This is a genomic window from Robertmurraya massiliosenegalensis JC6, from assembly GCF_000311725.1.
GTDB lineage: Bacteria > Bacillota > Bacilli > Bacillales > Cytobacillaceae > Robertmurraya > Robertmurraya massiliosenegalensis.
This window is the reverse complement of the sequence record NZ_HE978511.1, coordinates 1,203,171-1,228,513: the sequence shown is the minus strand read 5'-3', so window position 1 is coordinate 1,228,513 and position 25,343 is coordinate 1,203,171. Positions and strand designations below refer to the sequence as shown.

Genomic DNA, 25,343 nt, shown 5'->3' with positions numbered 1-25,343 from the left:
AGATGTCAAATGTCGGTATTGTTCTAATTTCCCATAGTTCAAAAGTGGTAGCAGGCATAAAGGAAATTATTCAACAGGTCGTTCATAATGTTCCACTTGAAATCGCTGGTGGAACAGACGATGATGAGATCGGCACAAGTGTTGAAAAGATTAACAATGCGATCACGCAAAGTTATAGTGAAAAAGGTGTCCTCTTATTCTATGATTTGGGCAGTGCGCGAATGAACGCTGAGCTTGCGATAGAACTTTGCGGTTATGAAAATATTAAAGTTGCGAATGCGCCATTAATAGAAGGGGCATATGTTGCAGCAGTTGAATCAAGTATTGGCAAATCGTTAACAGAAATTGAACAATCTTTACAGAAGCTTACGAAAGAATGAAAAAAGAGGGACGGTTCTACTGTTTCAAAATTAAAAGGAATGAGTGAAACGGTAATTGAGTTCAACAAAGTAAATCTTGACCAAATTATTAATTCAAACCATGAGTTTAATCGTTTATCAGAGCATGTGGAATTGACTGATGGAGAAACTATCAAAAAAACATGGTTCTTTCCCGAAAAAGAGAATGTTTCTTTTTTACATTTGTAACTGCTAAAACAAGATTTGGAAACATATAGCGGTTTCCAAATCTTGTTTCTTGTATCTCGGTGAAACATTAGAACCGTCCCTGCATTTCCTCCAAAAATGGCAATAGCTCTTTCAGTACGGATTCGGGCTGTTCCTCGGGTACGTAATGACCGCAGTTGGCAATTGCTTTTCCGCTTATGGTTGTTGCGACTTCTTTCCAGTAATCAAGAACGGGTAGGTTAGCTAAATTTCCGTTTTCTCCCCATAATAACAGGCAAGGCTGTGTCAGTTTTCGTTGAACTTGACGCTCAGCCCGATACTTTGGTAAATCGACTTCATAAGTGGCGCGATAATCATGAAGCGTAGATTGATAACCGCCAGGCTCCTTCCAGACTCGGAGGTATTCCTGCCAAACTCCTTCTCTCTTCAATTTCTCGAGCAGTTCAGGGCTGCGGTTAAATAAAAACTGAAGATAAACATCTTCGCGCCCTTCAATTAACGCTTCAGGCAAGTTAGGCACCAGTTGGAATGTCCAGTGCCAATATTTTTTTGCAGCATCGGCAACAGAAAGCTGATCATAAATCAATTCCATCGGAAGAATATCTATAAGGCTAAGTGCAGTGACTGTATCAGAATAATCTAGGGCAAAGCGTCTTGCCACCCGTGCGCCGCGGTCATGGCCAATGAGTGAGATTTTTTGAATCCCCATTGAAGCAAGCAATTCGTAAACGTCACGCGCCATCGTTCCTTTATCATAGCCGTTGATTCCCGCAGGTTTCTCCGAATCGCCATAGCCCCTTAAGTCAACAGCAATGACATGATAGCGTTTTATTAATTCAGGTAGGAGATAACGCCACATCAGCCAGCTTTGCGGGAAGCCATGTAAAAGGACGACGGTTTGATGATGCTCATTTCCTGCTTCCACATAATGAATCCGAATACCGTTTACTGTTGCATATTGCTTAGTAAGTCCTGCTTGTTGAAGATTTTGCCAATCATTCATTTTCTAATCACCTCTCAAATTAATAGTTTGCTTAGTACAGTTTAACTCTTTTAATATATAATTAAAAATGATTGTTTTTGAATGATTCAATCACTTATTTTGATGATTGTTGTGAAGGAGAGTCAAAGATGCATTTTAAGGATCTGCTTATTTTCAAAACGCTCGCTGCTGAACAAAACATCACAAAAACAGCGGAACGGCTAAACTATGTCCAATCGAATGTGACGGCAAGAATGAAAAAGCTGGAGACGGAGCTAAACACCCAGCTATTTTATCGTCACCCACGCGGCATCAGTTTGACGGGAAAGGGAAAATTATTATTAAAACAAGCCGAGGAAATTTTGTTGCTTGTCAATGAAACAAAAAAAGCGATCCAGGACTCAGAACAACCTCATGGCTCACTTACTCTAGGCACAAATGAAACAGCCGCTGCGACCCTATTGCCAAAGTTGTTGGTGAATTATAATGAGAAATTTCCGAATGTCGAGCTATCATTGCGCGTTGCGTTAACTACTCAGCTCGTTCAGGATGTGCTTGCACATAAGCTTGACGGAGCTTTTGTCATTGGACCGATTGCAGACAACCGGCTGGAAGTCATTCCAATATTTCAAGGGGAGCTCGTGATTATTTCAAATGCAAAGCAAGACATTGAGTTCAGTGCTAAAAATATATTGACACGTCTTCATTGTCCGTATAAAACAAGACTTGACCGCTGGCTTGAGAGAAAGAAAATTTCTCCAGGCAACCAGTTGGAGCTCAGTACCTTGGAAGCGATTTTGCATTGCATCGAGGCAGGTCTCGGGATGGCGATTCTCCCCAAAGCCCTTGCTAGCCAGCAAATCAAAGCAGGAACGCTCACGGTTCATACACTTCCTCCTGACGAGCAAACAGTCGATTTCAGTTTCATCCACCGAAAAGACATTTATCTTGACCAAGCCTACCTTGCTTTTTTACGTTTGATAAAACAGTAAAAACAAAAAACAAAAAACAGAGGGACGGTTCCGGTGTTTCACTTTGGAGCACTGGAGCTGTCTTTTTTCACGAATTCTCCACATTTCTTTTTCCATTTCAAGAACTATTTATTGAATATTCCCCATTATATGGTATAGTATTTCTTATAATCCTTTAAACCGATTAAACTCATAGGAATTGTTATTAATAAACGAATGATTTTTAAGTTTACATAGAAAAAAATACTGTTAAGTTACCTTGCAACCAAATAGAATTTTCATAATTTTTAAAGTAATATCTGTTCATAGCCTATTAGGGATTTAGATTAATTGAACTCGTTAAAAAAAGATTCTAAATGTGGCTATATAATTTTTAAATTCAATAATTGTATACAATTATACAAATGTTTCAGAAGTTAATAGAATTCTATTTTACTTTTTAACCGAGAGAATGTGCTTCCAAGGGGGAGAGGGGATGAGCTTAATCCAAAAACGCCGATTAACGAAAGATGTTGCTTATTCACAAGTTAAACAGAAAATTATTTATGGTGAATTAAAGCCAGATCAAGTTGTTCGAGAAGAAGAATTAGCGAATATGTTGGAGATAAGTAGGACACCACTTCGACAAGCAGTTCAAATGTTGGAAATGGAAGAGTTCCTTGTAAGGCAACCGAATGGAAGACTAAAAGTTGCTTCAATTACAAAAAAGGAAGTAGAAGAAATTTTTATGATTCGTAGCATGCTTGAAGGGAGCATTGCGAAAAATGCTGCTCATAATGCGATGAAGCACGATATCGAGATTCTTACAGAAATCTTGGAGAAGCTGCGTCAATCTTTTCACTTAGGATATGGACAGGAATTTGTCTCATATGGAAATGAATTTCATGATTATTTAGCGAAAATAAGTGGACTAAATACGTCCGTTAGAGTTCTTAATATGATTAAAGATCATGCAAATCGCTATTGTCATTTCGTTTCGATGTATGGGAAATGGAATGATCAAGCTGATGAGGAACATAACCTTATTCTCCAGTATATCAAAAATAAAGATGGCGTCTCTGCAGAAAAAGCTATGCAAAATCACATCCTTAGTAGCTTACATGATGTTTTAAAACGGATTGAAGATAAAGATAGATAAGCAAAGTGAGGGGATCACAATGATTGAAATGAAGAGTGTTTACAAGACATATAAACGAAAAAATGTGACAACGGAAGCTTTGAAAGGGATTGATTTAAAGGTCGAAGAAGGGGATATTTTCGGTGTGATTGGCTATAGTGGTGCTGGAAAAAGTACATTGGTTCGACTTGTGAATTATTTAGAACGTCCCACTGGAGGACAAGTAACAGTTGATGGGCAAATGTTGGGAAACCTATCCGATAGTCAATTACGGACTATGAAAAAACAGATCGGGATGATCTTTCAGCATTTTAATTTACTAGAGTCAAAGACAATTTTTGATAATGTTGCTATCCCACTTGTGTTAACGAAAAGACCAAAAGCAGAGATCAAGAAACGGGTGATGGAATTACTTGATTTCGTCGGCTTAAGTGAAAAGGCGCAAAGTTACCCAAAAGAGCTATCCGGCGGGCAAAAACAACGGGTTGGGATTGCACGAGCATTGGCATCGAATCCGAAAATATTACTTTGTGATGAGGCAACGTCGGCACTTGATCCTCAAACAACGCAATCAATCTTGCAGTTACTAAAAAGAGTGAATAAGGAATATAACATTACGATTATGATTATCACCCATGAGATGTCCGTAATCCAGGAAGTGTGTAATCGTGTCGCTGTGATGGAAGCGGGAGAAATCATTGAGCAAGGCTCTGTGTTAGATGTATTTGGACATCCAAAGCACCCTACAACAAAGAATTTTGTGAAAACGGTGATTCATAATAGTATTCCAGAAAGTGTGAAGCGCTCGTTAAAGAAGACAGAAAATAGTAGAGTTTTTCGAGTGGAAGTAAAAGGGGAAGTTGCTTCCGAACCGATTGTTCAGCAAGTGATGAAAAATTATGACGTCGAAGTGAATATCTTATTTGCCAATATGACCGAGATTCAAGGGACGACTCTTGTCATTATGTATATGCAATTTGAAGGGGATGCTTCTGCAATAGAGAGAGCTTTACAATATTTAAGGGAAAAAGGTGCAGGTATTGAGGAGGTCGTTGAATAATGTTTGAAACCGTCATTACGTTAGATCAATTCATACAAGCAAGTATTGATACGTTATATATGGTAGGAATGTCCCTCTTAGTTGGTTCATTGATTGGGATCCCTTTAGGAATTGCACTTGTTGTGACAAGACCTGGCGGGATTATCGAAAATAAAATATTTTACTCGATATTGAATCCGATTATTAATATTGTTCGTTCATTGCCATTCATCATTTTAATGGTTGCGATCATTCCATTCACGCGGATGGTTGTTGGGACATCGATAGGTACGAATGCCGCCATTGTTCCACTCATTATTTTTATATCGCCATTTATTGCGAGATTAATCGAAAACTCGTTGCTAGAAGTTAACCCTGGAATTATCGAAGCAGCAGAATCAATGGGAGCAACACCGTTTCAAATTATTTGGTACTTTTTATTACCAGAAGCATTTGGCTCTCTTATTCTATCGATCACGACAGCAACGATTGGATTAATTGGTGCAACTGCCATGGCTGGAACAGTTGGTGGCGGTGGGGTTGGGGATTTAGCCATTGTCTATGGTTACCAACGTTTTGATACATTTGCGATGGTCACTACCGTAATCATTTTGGTCGTTTTCGTACAATTCATCCAATCATCTGGTAATGCGTTAGCTCGAAAAGCAAGAAAAGAATAGAGAAAAGGAGTTCATTCGTCTATGAGTATCTCAAAAAAACAACGATTCGAACAAATATTAAACGGAGAAAAATCAGATCGTTCGATTGTAAGTGGTTGGCATCATTTTCTAGACAAAGAACAATCAGCAATTGATTTGGCAGAAGCAACGATTGATTTTGCGAAAAAGTATGACTGGGACTGGATTAAGATTAATCCACGCGCTACCTATTTAGCAGAAGCTTTTGGTAATCAATATGATTTCAATGATTATCGTTGGGTGTTTCCGAGACAAAGTCAATCAATCATCCAAAACTTTGCGGATATTTGGAATGTGAAGGAAGTTGAAGTGGCAACATCTGCGCCACTTCAGGAACAACTCGAGGCTGTACAATACATTCGAGAAGGGTTACCAGAAACGCCCATTATTCAAACGATGTTCTCCCCATTAACGATCTTAATGTTTTTAACGGGAAATTCATCATATGTTAATCAAACGATGTATGGCAGTGAAAAACCTCTTGATTTTAAAAAGCTATTATTGTCTGAACGTGCCGGAGTACATCAAGCATTACATGCGATTGCTTTGACAATGGCGAAATATGTGGAGGCATTAGAAGCGGTCGGAGTAGATGGAGTATTCTACGCAGTAACTGGTACAGCTCATCCACAATTATTTGATGAAGCGACCTTTAATGAATTTTCTCGTCCATATGATTTAATCGTCTTAAATGCGATGAAAAAAGGAAAACGAATTCTGCATACATGTGGTGCGCATGCACAGCCTGCCCGCTTTGATGACTATCCGGTTGAAGGGATTAGCTGGGATACAGAAGCAAAGGGAAATCCAGGGTTAGAGCTTCCATTAGAAAAAACGAAAGTAGCCGGTGTTGATCACGAAATTTTTGATGGGATGAATGATGCTTTAATTGAGCAACAAGCAAAAAGAGCGTTAGAAATCATGGATGGTCAATCCTTTTTATTAGTGCCAAACTGTGCTGTTTCTGTGAAAGCAACAGAAGGTGCGTTAAATACGTTACGAAACAGTGTTTTGTAATTTTTAGTGGGTATGATGATTTACCAATAAAAAAGTAGAAAAAGAAGGGGAATTATAATGAAGAAACTGTTGTCAATTTTTGTATTATTTACTGTTTTGCTATTGGCTGCTTGTGGAAGTGATAAGTCTAGCGGTGATAGTGGTGAAGAGAAAAAAGACCTTGTATTTGGGTTTGGGGTCGGGACTTATGAGGAGCAATTCCGCAATGGAATATTACCGATTTTAGAGGAAAAAGGCTACAATGTCGAAGTAAAAGTATTTTCACAAAATATGCAAGTAAACCCAGCGATGGCTGAAGGAGCAATTGATGCTAGTGTGTTCCAAAGTACTGCCTATATGGAAGGCATTAATGAAGAATTAGGAATTAAGATGACCCGACTAGCATTCTCTCCAGGTGCACCACAAAGTTTGCGTTCTGAAAATCATGATTCTCTTGATGCGGTTAAGGATGGTTCAACTGTAGCGATTCCTAATGATCCTGTTAACCAAGAACGTGCGGTACGAATCATGGAGGAGCTTGGTTGGGTATCGATTGCTGATGATGCTGGAACGACAGACTTCAATTTAAATAGTGTATCACCAGCTGACTATGATATTAAGTTACAAGTACTAGATCCAGCCCAAATTTTAGTTTCATTGAAAGATGTTGATTTTGGTGTGGTGAATGGGAATTATATTGCCGATGCTGGTTTGAAAATATCGGATGCTTTAAAAATTGAAAATACACCAGAAGAACATCGCATTATCGTATCAATATTAGAGGAAAATTTAGATACGCAATGGGCGAAGGATGTAAAAGCGGCTTATGAATCGCCTGAATTCGAAGAATATATTTTATCTCAAGAAAAATATGATGGATTTATTTTACCAGAAGCTTGGGAAAATAATTAATTTTTGATTGTCATAAGTGGGGGCGTTATGGTCCCTACTTATTTCTATTTTGAAAATAAAGTAGGAGGTTATGAGATGATTCATTTTATCGGTGGAGGCCAAATGGTTGAAGCAATTATTCGTGCTATTTTGGCAAACGAAACGGTCAATAAGGATGAAATTACGGTTGCGGATATTTCCGAACAAAGAAATACCTATTTAATGGAAACCTATCAGGTAAAGGCAAGTGGTGAGCAAATGGAAGCTTTGAAGAAAGCAGACATCATTGTCATTGGGGTTCGCCCACAAGATGATTTGGCATCAGTAGGAGTGCAAATCCGTGAATATAGCCGAAAAGATGCCGTTGTCGTTTCGATTGTGGCGGGTGTGACGATGGAAAAATTAGCGAACTTTATAGGGGAGGAACGAGCAATTGCCCGTGTCATTCCAAATACGTTGACTGATACTGGGTATGGATATAGCGGAGTGGCCTTAAATAGCTATGCCTCAAAAGAGCAAGTGGATGAGTTCTTAAACGGCTTTGGAAAAGTGATGTATGTTGAAGAACGATTGATTGATATTTTTACAGGATTCGGGGTCGCTGGACCAAATTATGTCTATTATTTTATCGAATCATTTGCGGACGCTGGTGTATTGGCTGGTTTGTCCCGTGAACAAGCATGGAATATCGTGTTGGAGAATGTTGTTGGCTCTGTTGAAATGCTCAAGCTATCGGGCAAGCACCCTCGTCAGCTATTAGATATTAATAATTCTGCAGGCGGCGTTGGAATTAATGCCCTTCATGAGTTGAATCGTTCAGACTTTGCAGCTGGTTTGCAACGCAGTGTACTCAAGGCAGTGAATCGAACGACAGAATTGGGACAAGAGTAAGGAGGAATCTTGAATGGCTAAAATAAAATGGGATCATACCGTTCACTACGTTAACGACCTACAAAAAGCAATAGATCGGTTTAAAGAAGAGGGATTAATTGCATTTAGCGGTGGTTCACATAAGCAATGGGGAACTTATAATGCGTTAAGTTATTTTGATCTTTGTTATATTGAGTTTCTAGGTGTTGAGGACCGTGCGTTGGCAGAGAATGTGAAAGAGCCAAATGATGTGGTGCGGGATTCGGTTAAATTATTGCCGGCCCGAGAGGAATTGAGTCGAGTTGCTTTAAGAACGGATGATATTGAAGCGGTTAGGCAACAGTTATCGGCATTCCAATTAGATATGTCTCCGATTATGGATGGAAAACGTTTGGATGCACAAGGGAATTTAATCGAATGGAAAATGATGACGATTGCCGGTGATTATCAAGGATTGCCATATCCATTTGTCATTCAGTGGATGGGAACCGATCAAGAACGAAGAGAAAGATTAATAGACTCAAAGATTATTCAGAAACATCCAGTCGGTGATGTGCAAATTGTGGAAGCCGTATTTGATGTAAAAGATCCAGTAGCTGTGGCAAAGCATTGGCAGGAATTGTTTGGATTTGAAAATGAGAGTACAGAAGTTGCAAAATTAATCGTCGGTGACCAAACCTTCGTATTTAAAAAAGGGACTCTGAATCGACTGCAAAAACTTATTTTTCAAACAGCGAATCCTGACCTTAAAGGAAAAACGATCACAATCGGGGAAGGAGAATATCAATTTTTGTAGAGGAGATGGCGTCTATGGACTTTACCAATAAAGTTGTATTAATAACTGGTTCAGGAGCAGGAATTGGTAGAGAAACGGCTATTCAATTCGCTCAAAATGGGGCTAAGGTGATCGTTAATTCTCGTAGTAAGCGAGGAGAAGAAACGTTAAAGATTTTAAAAGAACAAGGTTTTGATGCTATTTTTGTACAGGCAGATGTATCGAAGCTAGCGGATATAAAGAAAATGGTCCAAGCAGCCATTGATGCATATGGTCGGATCGATATCCTCGTTAATAATGCGGCAGTTGTTTTACCAGGTACGATCGAAACGACTACGGAAGAGGATTTATTAGAGACGTTGTTGGTCAATGTCCAAGGAACCTTTTTAGTATCGAAGTATGTGGTGAAAGAAATGAAAAAACAAGGTGGCGGAGTGATTGTAAATGTAGGCTCTGTGGCAGCTGAAAAAGGGCACAAAAATCGAAGCGCCTATTCTGCATCTAAAGGTGCCGTTTTAGCATTAACGAAATCGATTGCCATGGATTGTCTCGATGATAACATCAGAGTCAATTGTGTTTCACCTGGGACGACCATTACTGAAGGTGTTCAAGCAAAGATTGATAATGCCGAACATCCAGAAGCCATGCTTGCGATGTACTTAGCAAGACAGCCAATGAACCGTCTCGCAAAAAGTTCCGAAATTGCCCACACGATCTTATTTGCAGCCTGCGAGGAAGCGGCCTTCATGAACGGGAGCAATATCACGATTGATGGGGGACTGTCTATTTAAAAGAGTCTTAATCAAGAAGAGCCAGCAAACGTAAATTTAGCGGAGTTTTTCCGGTTATAAGTAACAATGGAACTCATATCGTGGTCAATAACAGGAGATTTTCCGCTAATGCAGTGGAGAATCTCCTGTTTTTGCTTTTTTTAGCTAACAAGCGGAATTTTTCCTTCTATTTATCCTATTTTTAATGAGAATTGCAACATAAGGGAAATTTCTCCGTCTATTTATTAGTGTGATAATGAGGAGAGTGGTCTATATCCCAGAAAACACTGAGACTATCCCTGCTTTTTCTTAGTAAATATGTGAAATTAGTAATAGCTCAAACCTTCTAATTTCTAAATTCCTCCTTTACAACAATATATACACAGTGTTACACTGTGTATATTCATATAAACACCATAACACTATAGGGGGAATTTAAAAATGAATATATTGGAATATTTGTGGGCTTATGTCCTTGTTTTTATACTTGCAGCAGCGCCGTTTTTTGAAGGGTATGGGGTGACTGCGTTAGCGATGATTGCGGGGCTGTCTCCGTTAGCCGTTATTATTATTGCGATTGTGGGTAATGTTGCAACGGTATTATTATTAATTGCTTTTGTGGATAAAATTAAAGAATGGAGAAGGAAGCGAAAAGGTGGGGAAGAGAAGGAACCTGGGAAACGGATGGTTCGTGCACAAAATCTTTGGAACAAGTATGGTTTGCCAGGATTAGCGCTTATTGGACCTTTAGTAGTTGGAAGTCACATTACTGCGTTTGTGGGTCTGACATTAGGAGGAACAAAGAAGAAAACGGCCTATTGGATGATTGCAAGTATTGTGATTTGGTGTATCGTCTTTGCTCTATTGGTTCATTTCGGTATTGATTTCCTAGGCTATGCAGATCGCCCAAATCTTTTTAACTAAGAGGAGGAAATGGTTTGTTTCAGCAAGTAGTTTGGTTAGTGAAAAATGAACTAAAGACACAATGGATAGCGATGGCTTTTACAGTCATCGTTACCATCTTTATGGGACTCGTTTCTGCAAATGTTCTTGAGCAGTCTGTCCAAAATTTATTTGTGGCAGAATCGCCGTTTTATAATCATATTGTATCGGATATTATTTTTATCATACTAACACCATCGTTTGCAGTGGTCTTTATGTCTAGACCTTATTTATCTTTTCAGACGATAAAGGAGGACCCATTTAGCAAAAGAATGGCTCTCCTTCGTACATTGCCGATTTCAATTCCTATTCTGGCGTTAAGTCGAATCGTATTTATGATGATTACTTTTGTCGTCATGTCTGTGACTTTTTATGTTGTCATGACATTTACCTTAACTGATAGTTTCTTTAATCATGTGACGCATTCGGAGTATTGGATCTTTATCCTGTCTTGGTTCGGTTATGCGTTAGCAATAGGAGGAATGAATCCTGTTATTGAATACGGGACAAACGGGAAAATACTACATATTTTTGCTTGGTTTTTAGTCTTGGTCTATCTCTTAATCATCTTTCTTTTCTATATATTTATGGAGCAAGGGTTTGTTGAATGGGTATTGCTCCTTATTAAGAATCATGGCTGGTTAGTTGCTGTCATTCCCCTATTGATCGGTATTGGTAGTTCAATGTTTTGGAATAAATTACTGATCATGAGATTAGCAAAAAAAGATTACTGGTAAGGGGGGCGGGGAAGCAATGAAACTGCCGATTCATGTTTCAGAGGAAAGTAGAGAACCGATCTATCACCAAATCGAAATGCAACTAAGAGCGCTTATCGTAGGTGGATCTCTTGCGCCGGGAACATCGCTCCCGTCCATTCGCGTCTTGGCTAGTGAGTTACAATGCAGCGTGATTACAACGAGACGAGCCTATCAAAATCTAGAGAATAGTGGTTATATTAAGACCGTTCAGGGAAAAGGGACGTTTGTAAAAGCGCTTGAAGAGGTGCAGAAGGAAGAAACGAAGCAAAAAGTTGTGTATGATGCATTTGAAAAGGCAATTGAACAAGGAAGACAAGTTGGGTGTACGAAGGATGATTTGTCAACGATTTTTGCTGATGTGTTAAGTCGACATTTTCATGGATAATAATGGGGGGATAAACATGAGTACCTCAATGATTGAGATAAAAGGGTTAACAAAGCATCACCAGAAGTTTTCGTTAGGACCAATCGATCTACAGGTGGATGAAGGGACAACGGTTGCCGTGATTGGGGCGAATGGTTCTGGAAAATCTTCTCTTTTCAAAATGATGATGAATCTCCTTCAAGCTGATGGTGGGTCGATTCACTATTTTGGGCAAGCCATGACTGAAAAAGAAACTGACATTAAGAGGGAAATAGGGTATGCTGGTGAATTACTTGATCCATATGGGTATTACTCGATTAAAGAATTATCTTCATTGATTTCATATTGGTATCCGAACTGGGACCATCAGTACTGTAAATTTTTGTTTGAACGATACAGTATCGATGTGGAGCAAAAGTTTGAGAAGTGTTCAAAAGGGACAAAGAAAAAGGTAGAGTTTATCTTTGCCATCTGCCATAATGCGAAAATATTGCTATTGGATGAACCTTCTGCAGGGGTAGATATCATTTCACAGCGGAAAATGAAGGAAGATTTGATGCAGTATATGGAGGCTGGGGATAGGAGTCTTGTTCTAGCCACCCATAATAATGATGAAGTGAAGCAATTATGTGATTATATTACGATTTTGGATCAAGGAAAAATTATTACTACGTTTGAAAAAGATGAAATATATGAAAAGTGGGCAAGACTTTGGGTATCCCATCTTCCAGAAACATTGAAGAATCATCCACATGTGATGAAGGTGGACGAATCTCTTCTCCAAATCGTAACTGATGATGTGTCGTTGTTGGAACGTGAGTTAGAGAATGCGGGTATTTCAATCAGCCATCGTAATTGGTTATCGATTGAAGAAATAATTGAGTTTATCATTACTCGTGGTGCATAAAGTCGGTGTTAGGTAGAAAGGATAAGATGTCTTGTCCTTAATCAAGAAGATCCAGCAAACATAAATTAAGCGGATTTTTTCGGTTATAAGTAACAATGGAACTCGTATCGTGGTCAACAACAGGAGATTTTCCGCTAATGCAGTGGAAAGTCTCCTGTTTTTGAATTTTTTTTGGCTAACAAGGGGAATTTTTCTGTTTGTTTATTAGATCGATATTTTTAGGTGCCTGTCACTACCCGAAATATGTCGAAGTTATATCGACAAAGTATGGGAGATGACAGGCACTTTTTAAGTATTATCCTAGTTTACTATTAAATTTTCTTATTATTCACATAAAAATGAATCATTTAACAATTCAAATAACTGATTGTATAATTTAAAGAACTAAGACAAGATGTTTCAACATCTTACGGGTCTAAGTTAAATCGTTATAGGAGTGAATTAAATGAAGTATAGTTATGTCTCACATCTTTACTGCCCGAAATGTGGTAATACTTTTGATACAAAAAAGAAACACCAATTGTGTACATGCGGTTCTCCGTTATTAGTTAATTATGATTTAGAAAGTATAAAGGAGAATCTCAAACCAGAGACTTTAAAAAATAGGGAGGCTTCATTATGGAGATATCACGAGATGCTTCCTGTCGAAGATAAAAAAATGTAATTTCGCTGGGGGAGGGAATGACTCCTTTATTGCCATTGCAGAAGTTGGGGGAAGATATGTCCTTAAAAAAACTCTATATGAAAGACGAAGGGTTAATTCCTACCGGTACATTTAAAGCTCGGGGTGCTGCTGTTGGTGTATCAAAAGCAAAAGAGGTAGGAGTACATGAACTAGCCATGCCAACTAATGGAAATGCCGGAGCTGCTTGGGCACTGTATGCCGCTAGAGCTGGATTGAAAACAACAATTGTCATGCCGAACGATGCACCTAAGATTACTAGGAATGAAGTGGCATTATCAGGAGCAAATCTTTATTTAGTTAATGGGTTAATAAGTGATGCAGGAAAAATTGTGGGTAAGGCAGTAAAAGATTATCAACTTTATGATGCTTCTACATTAAAGGAACCTTATCGAATAGAAGGTAAAAAAACTATGGGGCTTGAAATAGTAGAACAACTTAATTGGGAGATACCAGATGTTATTTTATATCCAACTGGTGGTGGAGTTGGTCTGATTGGTATTTATAAGGCCTTAAGAGAATTGAAGGAACTAGGGTGGGTAGAAGGAAAAATGCCTAGATTAGTAGCTGTTCAATCCACGGGTTGTGCTCCTATTGTTAAAGCCTGGGAAGAAGGAAAAAAAGAATCTGAGTTTTGGGATGACTCTGAAACACTCGCATTCGGGATCAACGTGCCCAAAGCACTAGGAGATTTCCTTGTACTAGACGCTATATATAATACGAGTGGATGTGCCATTGCAATTGGCGATGAATCAATGATTCAAGAGCAAGAAAGGATTGCACATTTAGAAGGGAGCTTTATATGTCCAGAAGGTGCGGCAGCATTTGTTGCAGCTCGTAGATTAAGGGAAAAAGGATGGATTTCGGAAAATGATACGGTCGTAGTATTGAACACAGGGGCAGGAATCAAATATCCAAATACAGTTAATATTGAGCCGGAAATACTGCAGAAGCCAGATAAGATAATAAGAGAAAAGAAAAATTTAATGAATCATTAAGAAATGTGTTTAATTGAAAGGGATGTTAATGTATGAGAGCTATCTTTACCAAACAAGCACCATCAGCGATTGGTCCTTATTCACAGGCGATAAAAGCGAATAATCTATTATTTGTATCTGGTCAATTACCTGTGGATCCAATTACAGGAAACCTTGTTGAACCTAATGTTATTATTCAGGTAAGCCAAGTGTTAAAAAATATATCAGCGATATTAGAGGCGGAAGAATTGACACTTGAACATGTAATTAAAACAACCATCTTTGTAAATGATATGGAACATTTTAATTTGATAAATGAAGAGTATGGAAAGTATTTTACGAAACACCAACCAGCAAGGGCCACAGTTGAAGTTAGTCGTCTTCCAAAGGACGCTTTAGTAGAAATAGAAGTAATCGCAACGTACGAAATATAATGCAAAATCCCACTTTCATTCTGGGATTTTTAGAGAAAATGTTAGAAAGCGTTTACAATAAAAAGTTGATAAGGTGGGGATAAAATGGAAGATGTAATTAAATTAAGGCGTGAGTTTCATCAACGTCCTGAAGTTGGATTTACAGAATTTTGGACAGCAACTAAAGTGGTAGAAATATTGCAATCTCTTAAATTTGAAGTTTTATATGGTGAAGATGCATTGGATGAGGGTTCTCGCAGAGGTGTTCCATCCGAAGAAGAACTAGATCATGCGTATGAAAGAGCCATTAAGGATGGGGCGAATCCGAATATTATTAGGAGAATGAAGGGAGGACTAACCGCTGTTGTAGGAGTACTAAAAGGAAGGAAGCCTGGTCCGACTATTGGGTTTCGGTTTGATATGGATGCCCTTCCTGTAGAAGAAAGTTCTGACGAACAACATTTCCCTCAAATACATGATTTTAGATCAAAATATAAAGGGAATATGCATGCCTGTGCACATGATGGTCATACAGTAATTGGGCTTGAGTTTGCGAAAAAAATGGCTAACTGTGATTTTTCTGGAACTCTAAAATTAATCTTTCAACCTGCTGAGGAAGGAGGCAGAGGAGCCTACTCCATGGTACAAAAAGGTATCGTCAATGACATAGATAAAATCTATTGTTTGCATTTAGGGTTAGATGTCCCATTAGGAGAAATCAGTGGTGGTTCCAACCAATGGCTTGCAACAACAAAGATGGTTGCCCATTTTTATGGGGTTCCGTCTCATTCTGGTGCCTCTCCAGAAAAAGGGAAAAATGCTTTGATAGGAGCTGCAACTGCCCTTTTAAATATTCATAGCCTACCAAGACATAGTTCTGAACAAACTCGAGTGAACGTTGGATTACTAGAAGGAGGAGCTGCACTAAATATAGTTCCACAATATGCAAAAATGTTAATTGAAACAAGGTCAACGTCTGCAACCGTTAATGCGGAATTGGAAGAACGAGTGAAGAGGATAGTCGAGCATAGTGCCGAAATGCACGGACTTGGTTTTGAAACAGAAGTTATCGGAAGTGCAATAACATTCTCTTGTGATGAGGACCTAATTAATGTTGTTAAGGAAGAAGCTGAATATATAGAAGAGTTTCACAGTATACTTGATTACCATAAGGGGGGAGGCAGTGAAGATGCCAGTTTCCTTATAAATAAGGTTCAAGAAAATGGCGGAAAAGGTACCTATATGTTGATTGGAACTCCTATTCCTGCACCACATCATAACCAAGCGTTTGATATCGATGAACAAGTTCTAGTGCCATCAGTTAATCTTTTGGAAAGAATAGCACGTAGAGAACTGCATGGGGATTAAGGGGGGAGCGATTATGGGAGAAGAAGTTACAATTGCGGCTACGGGTGATAGCTTTATCACCCGTAGGTTGCCAGATGAAGATTATAACTCAAAAGTGATATCCGATGTTCTCATGAAAGCAGATGTGCGTTTTACCAATTTAGAAGTTACTGTACATGATTTTGAGGGGTATCCATCTGCGGAAAGTGGCGGGGCATGGGCTGTTTCCCATCCTAGTGTATTACATGATTTAAAAAAATATGGATTTAACCTTCTTGCTTGGGCAACCAATCATACACTAGATTTTTCAATTGGTGGTCTTGTAGCAACAGAAAAATATCTAAATGAAAACCAATTTGTTCATGCTGGTGCCGGTGAAAATTTAGCTGAGGCAAGTAAACCTAGGTATCTAGAGACCAAAAAGGGGAGAGTAGCGATTATTTCTGCCACCTCTACTTTTTATGAATCTTGGAGGGCAGGGGAACAGCGCCCGGATATTATAGGAAGACCGGGTATTAATCCTCTTCGTCACGAGATAGTTTATGAGGTTACTAGGGAGCATATGGATGCATTAAAAGACATTGCAAGTGAAACTGATATTAATGCAGTGCGTAATTTACATGCAAAATTGGGAATTGAGAATCAAACCGTTGGGAATATCTTTTCATTTGGAAAATACAATTTTAGGATTGGTGAAAAAGGACGACAAGTTACCACAGTTAATAAGGAAGATATGAATAGGATATTAAATTCTATTTCTGAAGCAAAAAGGCAAGCCGATATTGTACTTGTTAGTATTCATTCGCATGAAATGACAGGAGATAATCTTGAAGAACCCCCTCAATTTTTAAAGGAATTTTACCAGAGCCAAAAAAGAAATTTAAATTAATGATGCCGGATACGTATGTAGTTTTGTTTTTATTAATGATCGTATGTGCGATTGCCACATATGTGATTCCTGCAGGTGAATTTGAGAGAATTGAGAAAGATGGTATTACAATAGTAGACCCTGAAAGCTATCAACAAGTAGAGAAAACTCCAGTTGGTATAGCAGATGTCTTTTTATCGTATCCACTTGGAATGATTGACACTGCGAATATTATTATATTAATTTTGTTCATCGGTGGAGCTTTTAGAGTAATGGAAGCCTCAGGAGCGGTTAATGCAGGGATTATGGCGTTAATAAACAAATTAGAAAATCGCAAGTTTGTTTTAATAACCATATTAGGTATTTTATTTTCCTTTCTATGTACTACTGGTTTTTCCTCAAATGCAACGATTGCATTTATACCTATCGGGATATTGATCGCTAAAGCTCTAAAGCTCGATGCAATTGCTGGGGTCGCAATCGTCTTTTTAACGAGTATGGCAGGTTTTAATACTGCCTTTTTAAACCCAAAAACATTAGGAGTTGCACAAGAAATAGCAGAACTTCCTATGTTTTCAGGATTAACTTATCGTGTCATTTTGTATGTTATATTCGCGGTAGCAACCATAATTTATGTGATCTGGTACTGTAATAGAATTTTGAAAGATCCTTCGAAGAGTTTTATGGGAGAACAAAAATTTTCAAATAAGGATCAGGAAACAAGTTTAAACAAAGATCAAAAGTTTACCACTAGACATGCATTAATTTTATTGCTTTTCGTAGCTGGAATTGCCTTTTATGTATATGGTTCACTGACTTATGATTTTGGTATGAATGACATGACAGCGATATTTGTAGTAATTGCGATTGGAGCAGGGATTATTGCGAGAATGAATTCTACAGAAATTGTAAATAATTTCATGGAAGGTGCACAAAATTTAGTTTATGGTGCTTTAGTAGTAGGAGCAGCGAGGGCTATAGTCTTTATATTAGAGGATGGAAGAATATTAGATACTGTTATACTTGCTATGTCTAATACGTTGGAACCACTTTCGCCCATTACAGGAGCAATAGGAATGTTATTTGCAAATGGATTGTTTAATTTCTTTGTTCCATCTGGTTCTGGTCAAGCTGTTGTAACGATGCCAATTTGGACACCATTAGCAGATATTTTAGATATAAATCGCCAAGTCGCAGTTCAAGCATTTCAGTTAGGGGATGGTTTCACGAATAGTCTATTTCCTACTTCTGGTATTCTAATGGCAAGCTTAGCTATTGGTGGTGTTCCATACTCCGCTTGGCTAAAATTTATTTGGAGAATTATGCTGATTTGGTTCGTTTTAGGTGCAATTGCATTAGCAATAGGACAATTAATTAATTGGGGTCCTATGTAAAGTGAAAGAGAGCTATCAATCTAAGCAACAAGAATAAATTAGATTATCAAGAAATTTTACCCATCAAAAAGCCTTTAGGATATCAAATCTAAGGGCTCTTACGTTGTAAAGATTTACTTTTAAAGCCAAAGTCTTTGTGACACTAGGCTTTCGATTATAAGAAAATAGTAGAATTATATGATTAACGCTTACTGAAGAGGAGCAATTGATTATGAGTCAAACGCTTTGGAAAAGTTAGAAAACGGGTAGGTATTAAGAAATTCGAGAAAGGTATCCATGATTCGAGTGTGGAACTTTGATTGATGAATCACATAGGAAAAGTCTCTCACAATTGGATTGTCCTTGATTCGTAAGGGATGGAGGGTACCTAATGTGACTTCTTTTTGGATAGCATATTTGGACATGATTGATATCCCTAACCCTGCCTCTACGGACTCTTTGATGATCTGAGAGCTCCCAAAGGACATGATCTCATTGGGAGAAAAATTTTTAGAAGAAAATAGACGGTCAATCGTTTGTCTCGTACCAGAACCATCTTCACGTAGAATCCATTTTTCTGAATTCAAATCTTCTAAATAGACTTCATTTTTATAGGCAAACGGATGTTTAAGAGATGTAATTACCAGCATTTCATCCTGTGCAAAAGGTTGGATAACTAGGTTAGGATGTGAGATAGCACCTTCTACTATTCCAACGTCCAATTCATGTCGCAAGAGTCTAGTAATGATCCGCTTGGAGTTTCTAATCGAAATATCAGGTGTAATAAGAGGGTAGGACTCTTTAAATTCCGAAACAATTCGGGGTAGCAAATACTCCCCAAATGTAAAGCTAGACCCTATAAATAACTGGCCTTCTACGGAGTTGGACAAGTCGTCAATCAATCTTTTGGTTTGTTTGTATTTATTGATTATTTCTTTAGCTTGATGATATAGAACCTCACCCGCTTTCGTTAAACGGACATATTTATTAGTTCGGTCAAAAAATTTTACTCCATATTCTTTTTCTAGTCCTTTGATGGTCAAGGTAACAGCAGATTGCGTGATATGTAAAGCCTCTGCCGCACGGGTGAAATTTTTCTTTTCAGCAACTGTAACGAAGGTAACAAGATGATGATCCACGAAACACCTCCAAAATTCAATGAAAAGTTTTTGTTATCGTTCTAATAAAAATAATTCGTTTTACTTATAGTTTATTCTACTATATTTTTGAATTATAACAAGATTTAGAATTCGTTAACAATGAAAGATACGACAAAAATGGAGGATGAACATGGAAAAACAATCAGCACTTAGAAAGCCTTTACAAGAAAAACCTAGCATGCAACAAAAAGGAAATCCTAATCCAAAATATATGTGGATAGCTGGAATTGGATTTACTTTTTTAATTGCGGTCTTAGGCTATTTATTAGCTAAAGTACCTGGATTTCAACTTATAGGACCGTTAGCAAGTGCAATTGTTATTGCCATTATATACCGACAAATACGTGGATATCCCGAATTACTAGATGAGGGAATACAATTTTCTTCAAAAAAACTATTGCGGCTTGCCATCGTTTTATACGGATTAAAACTAAATATGAATATTGTTTTACAGGACGGTCTGGGATTAATAGTTCGAGGTTCAGCTACTATCATAATGGCAATCTTATTAACCATGTGGATTGCCAAATTATTAAAGGCTGATAATATGATTTCCCTTCTAGTTGGTGTGGGGACAGGTGTATGTGGAGCAGCTGCCATTGCCGCAGTTGCACCAATTATTAAATCAAAGGATGAAGATACGGCTATTGGTGTCGGCATTATTGCTCTTGTGGGTACAATCTTTTCCATAATTTATACGATGATACGCCCCATTCTCCCTATCACAGATATTGAGTATGGGATTTGGTCTGGCATAAGCTTACACGAACTTGCCCATGTTGCCCTTGCGGCGGCGCCAGCAGGAGGAGATGCATTGGCGATTGGTCTACTGGCAAAACTAGGAAGAGTATTTCTTCTCATTCCATTATGCTTTATATTTATATATTGGATAAAGCATAAATCAAAAATTAATCAATTTGATGCAAAGATCGCATTTCCTTGGTTCTTAATCGGATTTATAATAATGAGTGTGTTTGGAAGTTATGTACTGGGGGATATTATTCCGGTTACTCAAAAGTTCTTAGACAATGTTTCATTTGTTTCAACTTTTATTTTAACCATGGCGATGGTTGGACTCGGTTTAAATGTTAGCCTTCAAGCCCTACGAACGAAAGCTTTAAAACCACTGTTAGCTATGAGTATAGCATCAGCTCTACTTTCTGTAATAACGTATTTTACACTTTGAAAAGTTGGACCAGACTCTGTTTGGATTAGATGTTTGTCACGATCCAAATTAAAAAGTACGTGATGTGGGTGGGACTATAAGATTAAGAAGTATCCAGCAAACATAAATTAAGCGGATTTTTTCGGTTATTAAGTAACAATGGAACTCGTATCGTGGTCAAAAACAGGAGATTTTCCGCTAATGCAGTGGAAAATCTCCTGTTGTTGAATTTTTTTGGCTAACAAGGGGAATTTTTCTGTTTGTTTATTACCATGATCGAGAAGGACCTACATCCCAAATGAAAATAACATCTTTCCTTTGATTTTTCCCTCTGGTATGGTGCCGATGTCGGAACTTCTGCTGTCAAGACTTTCTCCAGGTTCTCGATTATCACCCATGACAAAATAGGAGCCTTCAGCAACCAATTGTTTTTCCATATCATTTGCTGTTCCAACTATGTATTCTTCTTCTATTGGCTGTCCATTCACGAAAACCAAGCCGTCTTTAATTTCAATCGTTTCATTGGGTAAAGCGATCACTCTCTTAATGACATCGAAGCCATTTTTATCTTGAAAAATAACAATGTCGTTTCTTTCAATTGTATATAGTAATTGGTTGGATAACGTAATATTTTTATCATTAAGAGTGGGAGCCATTGATTGACCACTTATAACGGTTATTCCAATCGCATAATGTGTGGTGAAAAAGATAATTGCCAAAATGAAGAGAAATCCTAGCCAATTTAACAAACTTCCTTTTTTCTTTTCTGTTTTTTCCAGTTCTAATTGGTTTGCATTAATAGGATGTAAGTCCACTTCCAATCTCATACACCGTACACCTTCCATCATTTTATTTTGAAGTATCCTTATCCCCATCTGGGGCGACCACAGGTTGGGAAGCGATTGCGTCTATCTTATTTTTTGCATCTTGAATAATGGCTTCTAATTGACTAGTAACATTATTTTTTTCTTCTGACTGGTCAATCTCAATAGAGTTGACAAGTTGGTCTGCATGCTTTTGAATTTCTGAAATACTGTTTGCTTTCATCTTATCGGTGTAATTCTCCAATTGGCGCTCTGCATTTTCTATTCCTAACCGCAACTCTTCTTTTAACCGCTCTGTTTGAATTTCTTGTTCTATCGCAACTGCTTCTTCAATCTCTGCAATTGAGTTCGAACGTTCAGTCTGAAACCAACTCGATAATAGAGAATGAATATCCTGTCCGGCAAAAGCAACATTGACACTACTTCCTACTATTAATATTAAAAAAAGAGCTCCAACTAGGAATTTTTTACTTTTTAGATTAAACACTGGGCATCCTCCTTTGCTAAAAGGTTAGGACCTAAGTTTTTAGGTCCTAACTTGGATTTATTAATTATTGATTCCAGAAACCAATGTGTCTAAGCTAGCTTTTGCATCTTCTTCAAGTTCGTCTGCCTTTGCAACAATCAATGCTTGTTGCTCTGCTACAAGTGTGTCTAAAATATCCTCAACTTGCTCCTGTAAATCCCCGATCTGCCAATCTACTTGATTTTTAAGGTTGCGAGTTGTATATTCTTCCGCAGTATCTAATGAAGCAGAAAGTTCTTCTTTAGCGAGCCTAATCGCTTCTTCTAATTCTGAAACAGCTCTTTCTTTAGCATCTGTTAATCCTGTTGTGACAGAATTAATTGCTTCAGTTCCAGCATTTCCTGTCTGTGTGCTTAAGTCACGATTTGCATAGTTGAATGCTTCATTACTAGCTTGTTGAATTTTATAAAAACCTTCTAAAAATACATCTTGATAAAATTGTTGTCCCATTTGCCCCAAGATTTCTTTCTTTGAACCTTCTAATGATTCAATGTGACTATTCTTCGCAAGTTCAATTGCACTTGAACTACTTTCTAATTCTGAATCACCTGTTTGAGAAATTTCTGTTAATCCAGCTGCTTTCTTAGTGTTGTATTCGTCTAACAAACCAGGAATTTTCCCTTGAGTGTATGCCCCGACGTCTCTTTGAACAGACTCCACAGTTTTATTGAACTGTGCATCATACCAGTTTTTTAATGCGCCGCCTGCATCTGTGTTTGCGAATGCCATCCCTATACCTGATACCAATCCAACCGTTACGACTCCTGCTACTAATTTTCCTTTTACGTTCATGATTAAAAACTTCCTTTCGCCATTTGATTTTTATATTTGTTATTCATGAAAACCTAATTTGATAGAATTTCTTCTAGAAATCCTTCAATATCCTGAGAAATTTCAATATCAATCTCTTTGCTTTTTTCTTGGGAAAATTCTTGGAAGTCTTGTTTTAATAATTGATTCTTTGTTTTCATTAATTGCGTTTGATGACTTTCTTTATAATTCTCAATGTCCTTCTGTGCATCAGTAGATGAAATAAATAAAAAATCAGTAAGTGCTGTTTCTGTTTCCTTGAATAATGTTCCTATTGTTTTGATTGAAGACTCCTTCAAGCGACTCGTCTCATCTGATACAATGTTTTCCACGTTTTCCTGCTTCGTATGGATAAGATTTTGATATATATTTTGGAGTCTTTCTCCCGAATCTGTATGAGCATAGATGGGCGAACAGCTTAACAACAGGAAGCAAGTTATAAAAAAAGCGAGAAATTTCTTCAAGTTCACCTTTCCTTCCATGTTCATTAAGTTTGAGTATGTATTTTTTCTTTGTTGGTGTAGATGAATCTATCTCTTCTAGTGAAAATGTCCCTCCTTTTTGTTCGTCATCGGAATATATTCTTTATAACGAACATATTAAGCGTAGTTTAGAACAAATTCCTCCTTTTGAAAAACGTCAAAAAGAACGATTTGTTCAATATAATGAACGGAATACTCCAATTTCCACCAAATATCTCTATTATTCTTAAAATTTCAAAATAATGAACATTTTTTTCTTTATTGAGAACTGATTAGAAACAAGGTTACGATTAAAAAAATTCCAATCATTTGGCAGAATATAAAACTTTCTCTATTCTCATACGTAAATATTAATAAGGGAGGAATCGATAATGAAGGAAAAAGGCTGTGTGAAATGTGGTTGTCAAGAGGCTAAGACGAAGGAGATTGCAACAACTGGAACAGGGCTTTCTAAGATGTTCGATATTCAGCATAATCGGTTTACAGTTGTTTATTGTACAAACTGTGGGTATTCTGAATTCTATAATATGAATGCTTCTGGTGTTTCTAATGTCATTGACCTTTTCTTTGGATAGAATTTTTATAGGAGGACATGAAAATGAAGAATGAAGACAGCTGTTTTGTAGCGAATAATGCTGAAGAACTTCTTCGCGGATTAAACAACAAGGAATCATATATTTTAATAACCAAGGACTACATGAAGGATTTTATAGAACAAACAGAATTGCCGTTATCTGAAAATGAACAGTTGGGATTTAATTTGGGTTTTCGTGGAGGAGCTGGGATCTTTAGTGAGATTCTCTATCAGTTAATCAATAAATTTAGTGATGGAAGTAAACAGCAAAAGCAAATTGATAGTAGAATACGAAAATATATTGTGAAAAAATTAGATGAAGGTGAAATTCTATTGTATTTACGTCAATTAGACTACTAAGATAAAACAGTATTGGATAAGGCAAGGTATTCTTAACGAAACCTTGCCTCTTTAAATCCGCTAATCGAAGGGAACAGTATGATGTTCCACTTGGTTTACTATCCAATAACATCTATCTTTCCTTTTTATAAACACGCTCTAGTCGTGAACCAAGTCTACTTAATAGTTCATTCGTAATGGTACTACATTTTTCAGCAACATCTTCAGCAGTAATTTCTTCTGCGCCGTCTGTGCCGATAATCGTTGCAATATCATTTGCTTGGATATTGGCGATGTTGGATACGTCGACAATGAGTTGATCCATACAGATTCTCCCAATAATAGGCGCTTTTTGAGCTTGAATTAGAACATGCCCATTTTTAAAGTTTCTTGGCAGACCATCCGCATAGCCAATCGTGACAACCGCTGTTTTCAGCATCTGCTCTGCAGCATAGCATCTACCATAACTGACAAACTCACCAGGTTGAACTTTTTTAACCATTGCAACTCTTGCTTTAATGGTTAATATAGGCTTAAGTTCCACGTTGGAAAGGACTTCATCATTGGTGCTTAAGACACCGAAAAGTGCGATGCCGGTGCGAACATAATCATACTGTAAATGAGGGTAATTCAATACCCCATAACTCGCTTGAATATGTTTTCTTCCAGTGCGAAATTGGTGGGATTGGAGCCAATCAATAGTCTGATCATATTTCGCAATCTGTTCATTAGTAGCTTTTATATCATCTGGAGCTAGGTTATCAGACACGGATAAATGTGAGTAAATACCTTTTATATTTAAGTGGTGGCAGCGATAAATTCTTTTTAGTTCAGTCAGCTGTGTTGCCTCGACTCCTAAACGATGCATGCCTGTGTCTAGCTTTACCTGAACATCTATCTTGATTCCGTACGTATCTAATTCACGAGCGTAAGATAAAGCGATGATCGTTTGTGTTAATCGATATCTTTTGAGGAGACGGATATTTTCTGGGTTTGTATAACCTAGAACGAGGATATCCCCTTTGATTTTATTTTTTCTTAACTGAATACCCTCAGCTAATGTAGCTACCGCAAATGATTGTATTCCATTTTTATTTAATTCTTGTGCAATTCTAACCGCACCATAGGATTCATCTGGTCACCTCATACTTATAAAA

Annotated in this window: 27 protein-coding genes and 2 pseudogenes; 22 read left to right on the top strand and 7 right to left on the bottom strand. The window is 37.7% G+C overall.

What is annotated here, in order from left to right; translation table 11 throughout:
- The first annotated feature begins 2 nt into the window (after nucleotides 1–2).
- Nucleotides 3–380 carry a dihydroxyacetone kinase phosphoryl donor subunit DhaM gene (gene dhaM, locus BMSHG_RS06090; RefSeq protein WP_019153553.1) on the top strand — a complete coding sequence of 126 codons (378 nt, stop codon included), beginning with the start codon at nucleotides 3–5 and terminating at the stop codon, nucleotides 378–380.
- 274 nt (nucleotides 381–654) lie between these two features.
- On the opposite strand, the gene BMSHG_RS06080 is transcribed toward dhaM, so the two are convergent.
- A complete protein-coding gene (locus BMSHG_RS06080) occupies nucleotides 655–1,569 on the bottom strand; it encodes an alpha/beta fold hydrolase (protein WP_019153551.1) in 915 nt (304 codons plus the stop codon).
- 128 nt (nucleotides 1,570–1,697) lie between these two features.
- Here BMSHG_RS06080 and BMSHG_RS06075 point away from each other — a divergent pair, with 128 nt between their 5' ends.
- The 18 genes and pseudogenes from BMSHG_RS06075 (at nucleotide 1,698) to BMSHG_RS05990 (ending at nucleotide 18,327) form a co-directional block, all read left to right on the top strand.
- A complete protein-coding gene (locus tag BMSHG_RS06075) occupies nucleotides 1,698–2,540 on the top strand; it encodes a LysR family transcriptional regulator (protein WP_019153550.1) in 843 nt (280 codons plus the stop codon).
- A 454-nt stretch (nucleotides 2,541–2,994) separates the two neighbouring features.
- Nucleotides 2,995–3,657, top strand: a complete 663-nt coding sequence (locus tag BMSHG_RS06070; RefSeq protein WP_019153549.1) for a GntR family transcriptional regulator — start codon at nucleotides 2,995–2,997, stop codon at nucleotides 3,655–3,657.
- A 19-nt stretch (nucleotides 3,658–3,676) separates the two neighbouring features.
- Nucleotides 3,677–4,696: a methionine ABC transporter ATP-binding protein gene (locus BMSHG_RS06065; protein ID WP_019153548.1), complete on the top strand. Its 1,020-nt coding sequence runs from the start codon at nucleotides 3,677–3,679 to the stop codon at nucleotides 4,694–4,696.
- Nucleotides 4,696–5,355 (top strand): methionine ABC transporter permease, encoded by a 660-nt coding sequence (locus BMSHG_RS06060; RefSeq protein WP_019153547.1) that lies wholly within the window; start codon nucleotides 4,696–4,698, stop codon nucleotides 5,353–5,355. Before BMSHG_RS06065 ends, BMSHG_RS06060 begins: the two co-directional genes overlap by 1 nt.
- A gap of 21 nt (nucleotides 5,356–5,376) precedes the next feature.
- Complete coding sequence (locus BMSHG_RS06055; RefSeq protein WP_019153546.1) at nucleotides 5,377–6,390, top strand: uroporphyrinogen decarboxylase family protein; 1,014 nt, start codon at nucleotides 5,377–5,379, stop codon at nucleotides 6,388–6,390.
- Nucleotides 6,391–6,447: 57 nt separating this feature from the next.
- Complete coding sequence (locus tag BMSHG_RS06050) at nucleotides 6,448–7,281, top strand: MetQ/NlpA family ABC transporter substrate-binding protein (RefSeq protein WP_019153545.1); 834 nt, start codon at nucleotides 6,448–6,450, stop codon at nucleotides 7,279–7,281.
- A 75-nt stretch (nucleotides 7,282–7,356) separates the two neighbouring features.
- Complete coding sequence (gene proC / locus BMSHG_RS06045) at nucleotides 7,357–8,151, top strand: pyrroline-5-carboxylate reductase (RefSeq protein ID WP_019153544.1); 795 nt, start codon at nucleotides 7,357–7,359, stop codon at nucleotides 8,149–8,151.
- A 13-nt stretch (nucleotides 8,152–8,164) separates the two neighbouring features.
- Nucleotides 8,165–8,926: a VOC family protein gene (locus BMSHG_RS06040; protein WP_019153543.1), complete on the top strand. Its 762-nt coding sequence runs from the start codon at nucleotides 8,165–8,167 to the stop codon at nucleotides 8,924–8,926.
- Between the two features lie 14 nt (nucleotides 8,927–8,940).
- Nucleotides 8,941–9,696: an SDR family NAD(P)-dependent oxidoreductase gene (locus BMSHG_RS06035; RefSeq protein WP_019153542.1), complete on the top strand. Its 756-nt coding sequence runs from the start codon at nucleotides 8,941–8,943 to the stop codon at nucleotides 9,694–9,696.
- A 420-nt stretch (nucleotides 9,697–10,116) separates the two neighbouring features.
- A complete protein-coding gene (locus BMSHG_RS06030) occupies nucleotides 10,117–10,599 on the top strand; it encodes a small multi-drug export protein (RefSeq protein ID WP_019153541.1) in 483 nt (160 codons plus the stop codon).
- A gap of 14 nt (nucleotides 10,600–10,613) precedes the next feature.
- Nucleotides 10,614–11,354, top strand: a complete 741-nt coding sequence (locus BMSHG_RS06025; RefSeq protein ID WP_019153540.1) for a hypothetical protein — start codon at nucleotides 10,614–10,616, stop codon at nucleotides 11,352–11,354.
- A gap of 16 nt (nucleotides 11,355–11,370) precedes the next feature.
- Nucleotides 11,371–11,760, top strand: a complete 390-nt coding sequence (locus BMSHG_RS06020; RefSeq protein WP_019153539.1) for a GntR family transcriptional regulator — start codon at nucleotides 11,371–11,373, stop codon at nucleotides 11,758–11,760.
- Nucleotides 11,761–11,776: 16 nt separating this feature from the next.
- Complete coding sequence (locus tag BMSHG_RS06015; protein WP_019153538.1) at nucleotides 11,777–12,646, top strand: ATP-binding cassette domain-containing protein; 870 nt, start codon at nucleotides 11,777–11,779, stop codon at nucleotides 12,644–12,646.
- A gap of 445 nt (nucleotides 12,647–13,091) precedes the next feature.
- Nucleotides 13,092–14,326, top strand: a pseudogene (locus BMSHG_RS25810) (threonine synthase).
- Between the two features lie 32 nt (nucleotides 14,327–14,358).
- A complete protein-coding gene (locus BMSHG_RS06005; RefSeq protein ID WP_019153537.1) occupies nucleotides 14,359–14,739 on the top strand; it encodes a RidA family protein in 381 nt (126 codons plus the stop codon).
- Between the two features lie 84 nt (nucleotides 14,740–14,823).
- Nucleotides 14,824–16,086: an amidohydrolase gene (locus BMSHG_RS06000; protein ID WP_019153536.1), complete on the top strand. Its 1,263-nt coding sequence runs from the start codon at nucleotides 14,824–14,826 to the stop codon at nucleotides 16,084–16,086.
- 13 nt (nucleotides 16,087–16,099) lie between these two features.
- Entirely contained in the window at nucleotides 16,100–16,954 is an 855-nt protein-coding gene (locus tag BMSHG_RS25805) for a CapA family protein (RefSeq protein WP_019153535.1), read from the top strand.
- Nucleotides 16,954–18,327 (top strand): YfcC family protein, encoded by a 1,374-nt coding sequence (locus tag BMSHG_RS05990; RefSeq protein ID WP_019153534.1) that lies wholly within the window; start codon nucleotides 16,954–16,956, stop codon nucleotides 18,325–18,327. Before BMSHG_RS25805 ends, BMSHG_RS05990 begins: the two co-directional genes overlap by 1 nt.
- A 209-nt stretch (nucleotides 18,328–18,536) precedes the next feature.
- Here the strand turns inward: BMSHG_RS05990 and BMSHG_RS05985 are convergent, their stop codons facing one another.
- Nucleotides 18,537–19,445, bottom strand: a complete 909-nt coding sequence (locus BMSHG_RS05985) for a LysR family transcriptional regulator (protein ID WP_019153533.1) — start codon at nucleotides 19,443–19,445, stop codon at nucleotides 18,537–18,539.
- 151 nt (nucleotides 19,446–19,596) lie between these two features.
- On the opposite strand from BMSHG_RS05985, the gene BMSHG_RS05980 reads away from it, so the two are divergent.
- Nucleotides 19,597–20,652, top strand: a complete 1,056-nt coding sequence (locus BMSHG_RS05980) for a YeiH family protein (RefSeq protein ID WP_019153532.1) — start codon at nucleotides 19,597–19,599, stop codon at nucleotides 20,650–20,652.
- Nucleotides 20,653–20,918: 266 nt separating this feature from the next.
- On the opposite strand, the gene lepB is transcribed toward BMSHG_RS05980, so the two are convergent.
- Genes lepB through BMSHG_RS05960 form a run of 4 tightly spaced genes read right to left on the bottom strand, consistent with a single transcriptional unit; the run spans nucleotide 20,919 to nucleotide 23,123 of the window.
- Nucleotides 20,919–21,458 (bottom strand): signal peptidase I, encoded by a 540-nt coding sequence (lepB, locus tag BMSHG_RS05975; protein ID WP_019153531.1) that lies wholly within the window; start codon nucleotides 21,456–21,458, stop codon nucleotides 20,919–20,921.
- A gap of 22 nt (nucleotides 21,459–21,480) precedes the next feature.
- Nucleotides 21,481–21,942 carry a hypothetical protein gene (locus tag BMSHG_RS05970; protein ID WP_019153530.1) on the bottom strand — a complete coding sequence of 154 codons (462 nt, stop codon included), beginning with the start codon at nucleotides 21,940–21,942 and terminating at the stop codon, nucleotides 21,481–21,483.
- A 60-nt stretch (nucleotides 21,943–22,002) separates the two neighbouring features.
- Complete coding sequence (locus BMSHG_RS05965) at nucleotides 22,003–22,773, bottom strand: hypothetical protein (protein ID WP_019153529.1); 771 nt, start codon at nucleotides 22,771–22,773, stop codon at nucleotides 22,003–22,005.
- A 53-nt stretch (nucleotides 22,774–22,826) separates the two neighbouring features.
- Complete coding sequence (locus BMSHG_RS05960; RefSeq protein WP_148346798.1) at nucleotides 22,827–23,123, bottom strand: hypothetical protein; 297 nt, start codon at nucleotides 23,121–23,123, stop codon at nucleotides 22,827–22,829.
- 521 nt (nucleotides 23,124–23,644) lie between these two features.
- Here BMSHG_RS05960 and BMSHG_RS05955 point away from each other — a divergent pair.
- A complete protein-coding gene (locus tag BMSHG_RS05955) occupies nucleotides 23,645–23,848 on the top strand; it encodes a zinc ribbon domain-containing protein (RefSeq protein ID WP_019153527.1) in 204 nt (67 codons plus the stop codon).
- Nucleotides 23,849–23,871: 23 nt separating this feature from the next.
- Nucleotides 23,872–24,207, top strand: coding sequence for a hypothetical protein (locus BMSHG_RS05950; RefSeq protein WP_019153526.1), 336 nt, complete (start codon nucleotides 23,872–23,874; stop codon nucleotides 24,205–24,207).
- Nucleotides 24,208–24,319: 112 nt separating this feature from the next.
- Here the strand turns inward: BMSHG_RS05950 and vanT are convergent.
- A pseudogene (gene vanT, locus BMSHG_RS25800) lies at nucleotides 24,320–25,300 on the bottom strand (serine racemase VanT catalytic subunit); the annotation flags it as partial.
- Nucleotides 25,301–25,343 lie beyond the last annotated feature (43 nt).

Coding starts and splice junctions, on each gene's coding strand:
- BMSHG_RS05950 (WP_019153526.1), top strand. CDS start 23,872: ATGAAGAATGAAGACAGCTGTTTTGTAGCGAATAATGCTGAAGAACTT.
- BMSHG_RS06070 (WP_019153549.1), top strand. CDS start 2,995: ATGAGCTTAATCCAAAAACGCCGATTAACGAAAGATGTTGCTTATTCA.
- BMSHG_RS06075 (WP_019153550.1), top strand. CDS start 1,698: ATGCATTTTAAGGATCTGCTTATTTTCAAAACGCTCGCTGCTGAACAA.
- BMSHG_RS06055 (WP_019153546.1), top strand. CDS start 5,377: ATGAGTATCTCAAAAAAACAACGATTCGAACAAATATTAAACGGAGAA.
- BMSHG_RS06060 (WP_019153547.1), top strand. CDS start 4,696: ATGTTTGAAACCGTCATTACGTTAGATCAATTCATACAAGCAAGTATT.
- BMSHG_RS05965 (WP_019153529.1), bottom strand. CDS start 22,773: ATGAACGTAAAAGGAAAATTAGTAGCAGGAGTCGTAACGGTTGGATTG.
- lepB (WP_019153531.1), bottom strand. CDS start 21,458: ATGAGATTGGAAGTGGACTTACATCCTATTAATGCAAACCAATTAGAA.
- BMSHG_RS05990 (WP_019153534.1), top strand. CDS start 16,954: ATGATGCCGGATACGTATGTAGTTTTGTTTTTATTAATGATCGTATGT.
- BMSHG_RS05955 (WP_019153527.1), top strand. CDS start 23,645: ATGAAGGAAAAAGGCTGTGTGAAATGTGGTTGTCAAGAGGCTAAGACG.
- BMSHG_RS06000 (WP_019153536.1), top strand. CDS start 14,824: ATGGAAGATGTAATTAAATTAAGGCGTGAGTTTCATCAACGTCCTGAA.
- BMSHG_RS06065 (WP_019153548.1), top strand. CDS start 3,677: ATGATTGAAATGAAGAGTGTTTACAAGACATATAAACGAAAAAATGTG.
- BMSHG_RS25805 (WP_019153535.1), top strand. CDS start 16,100: ATGGGAGAAGAAGTTACAATTGCGGCTACGGGTGATAGCTTTATCACC.
- proC (WP_019153544.1), top strand. CDS start 7,357: ATGATTCATTTTATCGGTGGAGGCCAAATGGTTGAAGCAATTATTCGT.
- BMSHG_RS06040 (WP_019153543.1), top strand. CDS start 8,165: ATGGCTAAAATAAAATGGGATCATACCGTTCACTACGTTAACGACCTA.
- BMSHG_RS06080 (WP_019153551.1), bottom strand. CDS start 1,569: ATGAATGATTGGCAAAATCTTCAACAAGCAGGACTTACTAAGCAATAT.
- BMSHG_RS06050 (WP_019153545.1), top strand. CDS start 6,448: ATGAAGAAACTGTTGTCAATTTTTGTATTATTTACTGTTTTGCTATTG.
- BMSHG_RS06005 (WP_019153537.1), top strand. CDS start 14,359: ATGAGAGCTATCTTTACCAAACAAGCACCATCAGCGATTGGTCCTTAT.
- dhaM (WP_019153553.1), top strand. CDS start 3: ATGTCAAATGTCGGTATTGTTCTAATTTCCCATAGTTCAAAAGTGGTA.
- BMSHG_RS05980 (WP_019153532.1), top strand. CDS start 19,597: ATGGAAAAACAATCAGCACTTAGAAAGCCTTTACAAGAAAAACCTAGC.
- BMSHG_RS06030 (WP_019153541.1), top strand. CDS start 10,117: ATGAATATATTGGAATATTTGTGGGCTTATGTCCTTGTTTTTATACTT.
- BMSHG_RS06015 (WP_019153538.1), top strand. CDS start 11,777: ATGAGTACCTCAATGATTGAGATAAAAGGGTTAACAAAGCATCACCAG.
- BMSHG_RS06020 (WP_019153539.1), top strand. CDS start 11,371: ATGAAACTGCCGATTCATGTTTCAGAGGAAAGTAGAGAACCGATCTAT.
- BMSHG_RS06035 (WP_019153542.1), top strand. CDS start 8,941: ATGGACTTTACCAATAAAGTTGTATTAATAACTGGTTCAGGAGCAGGA.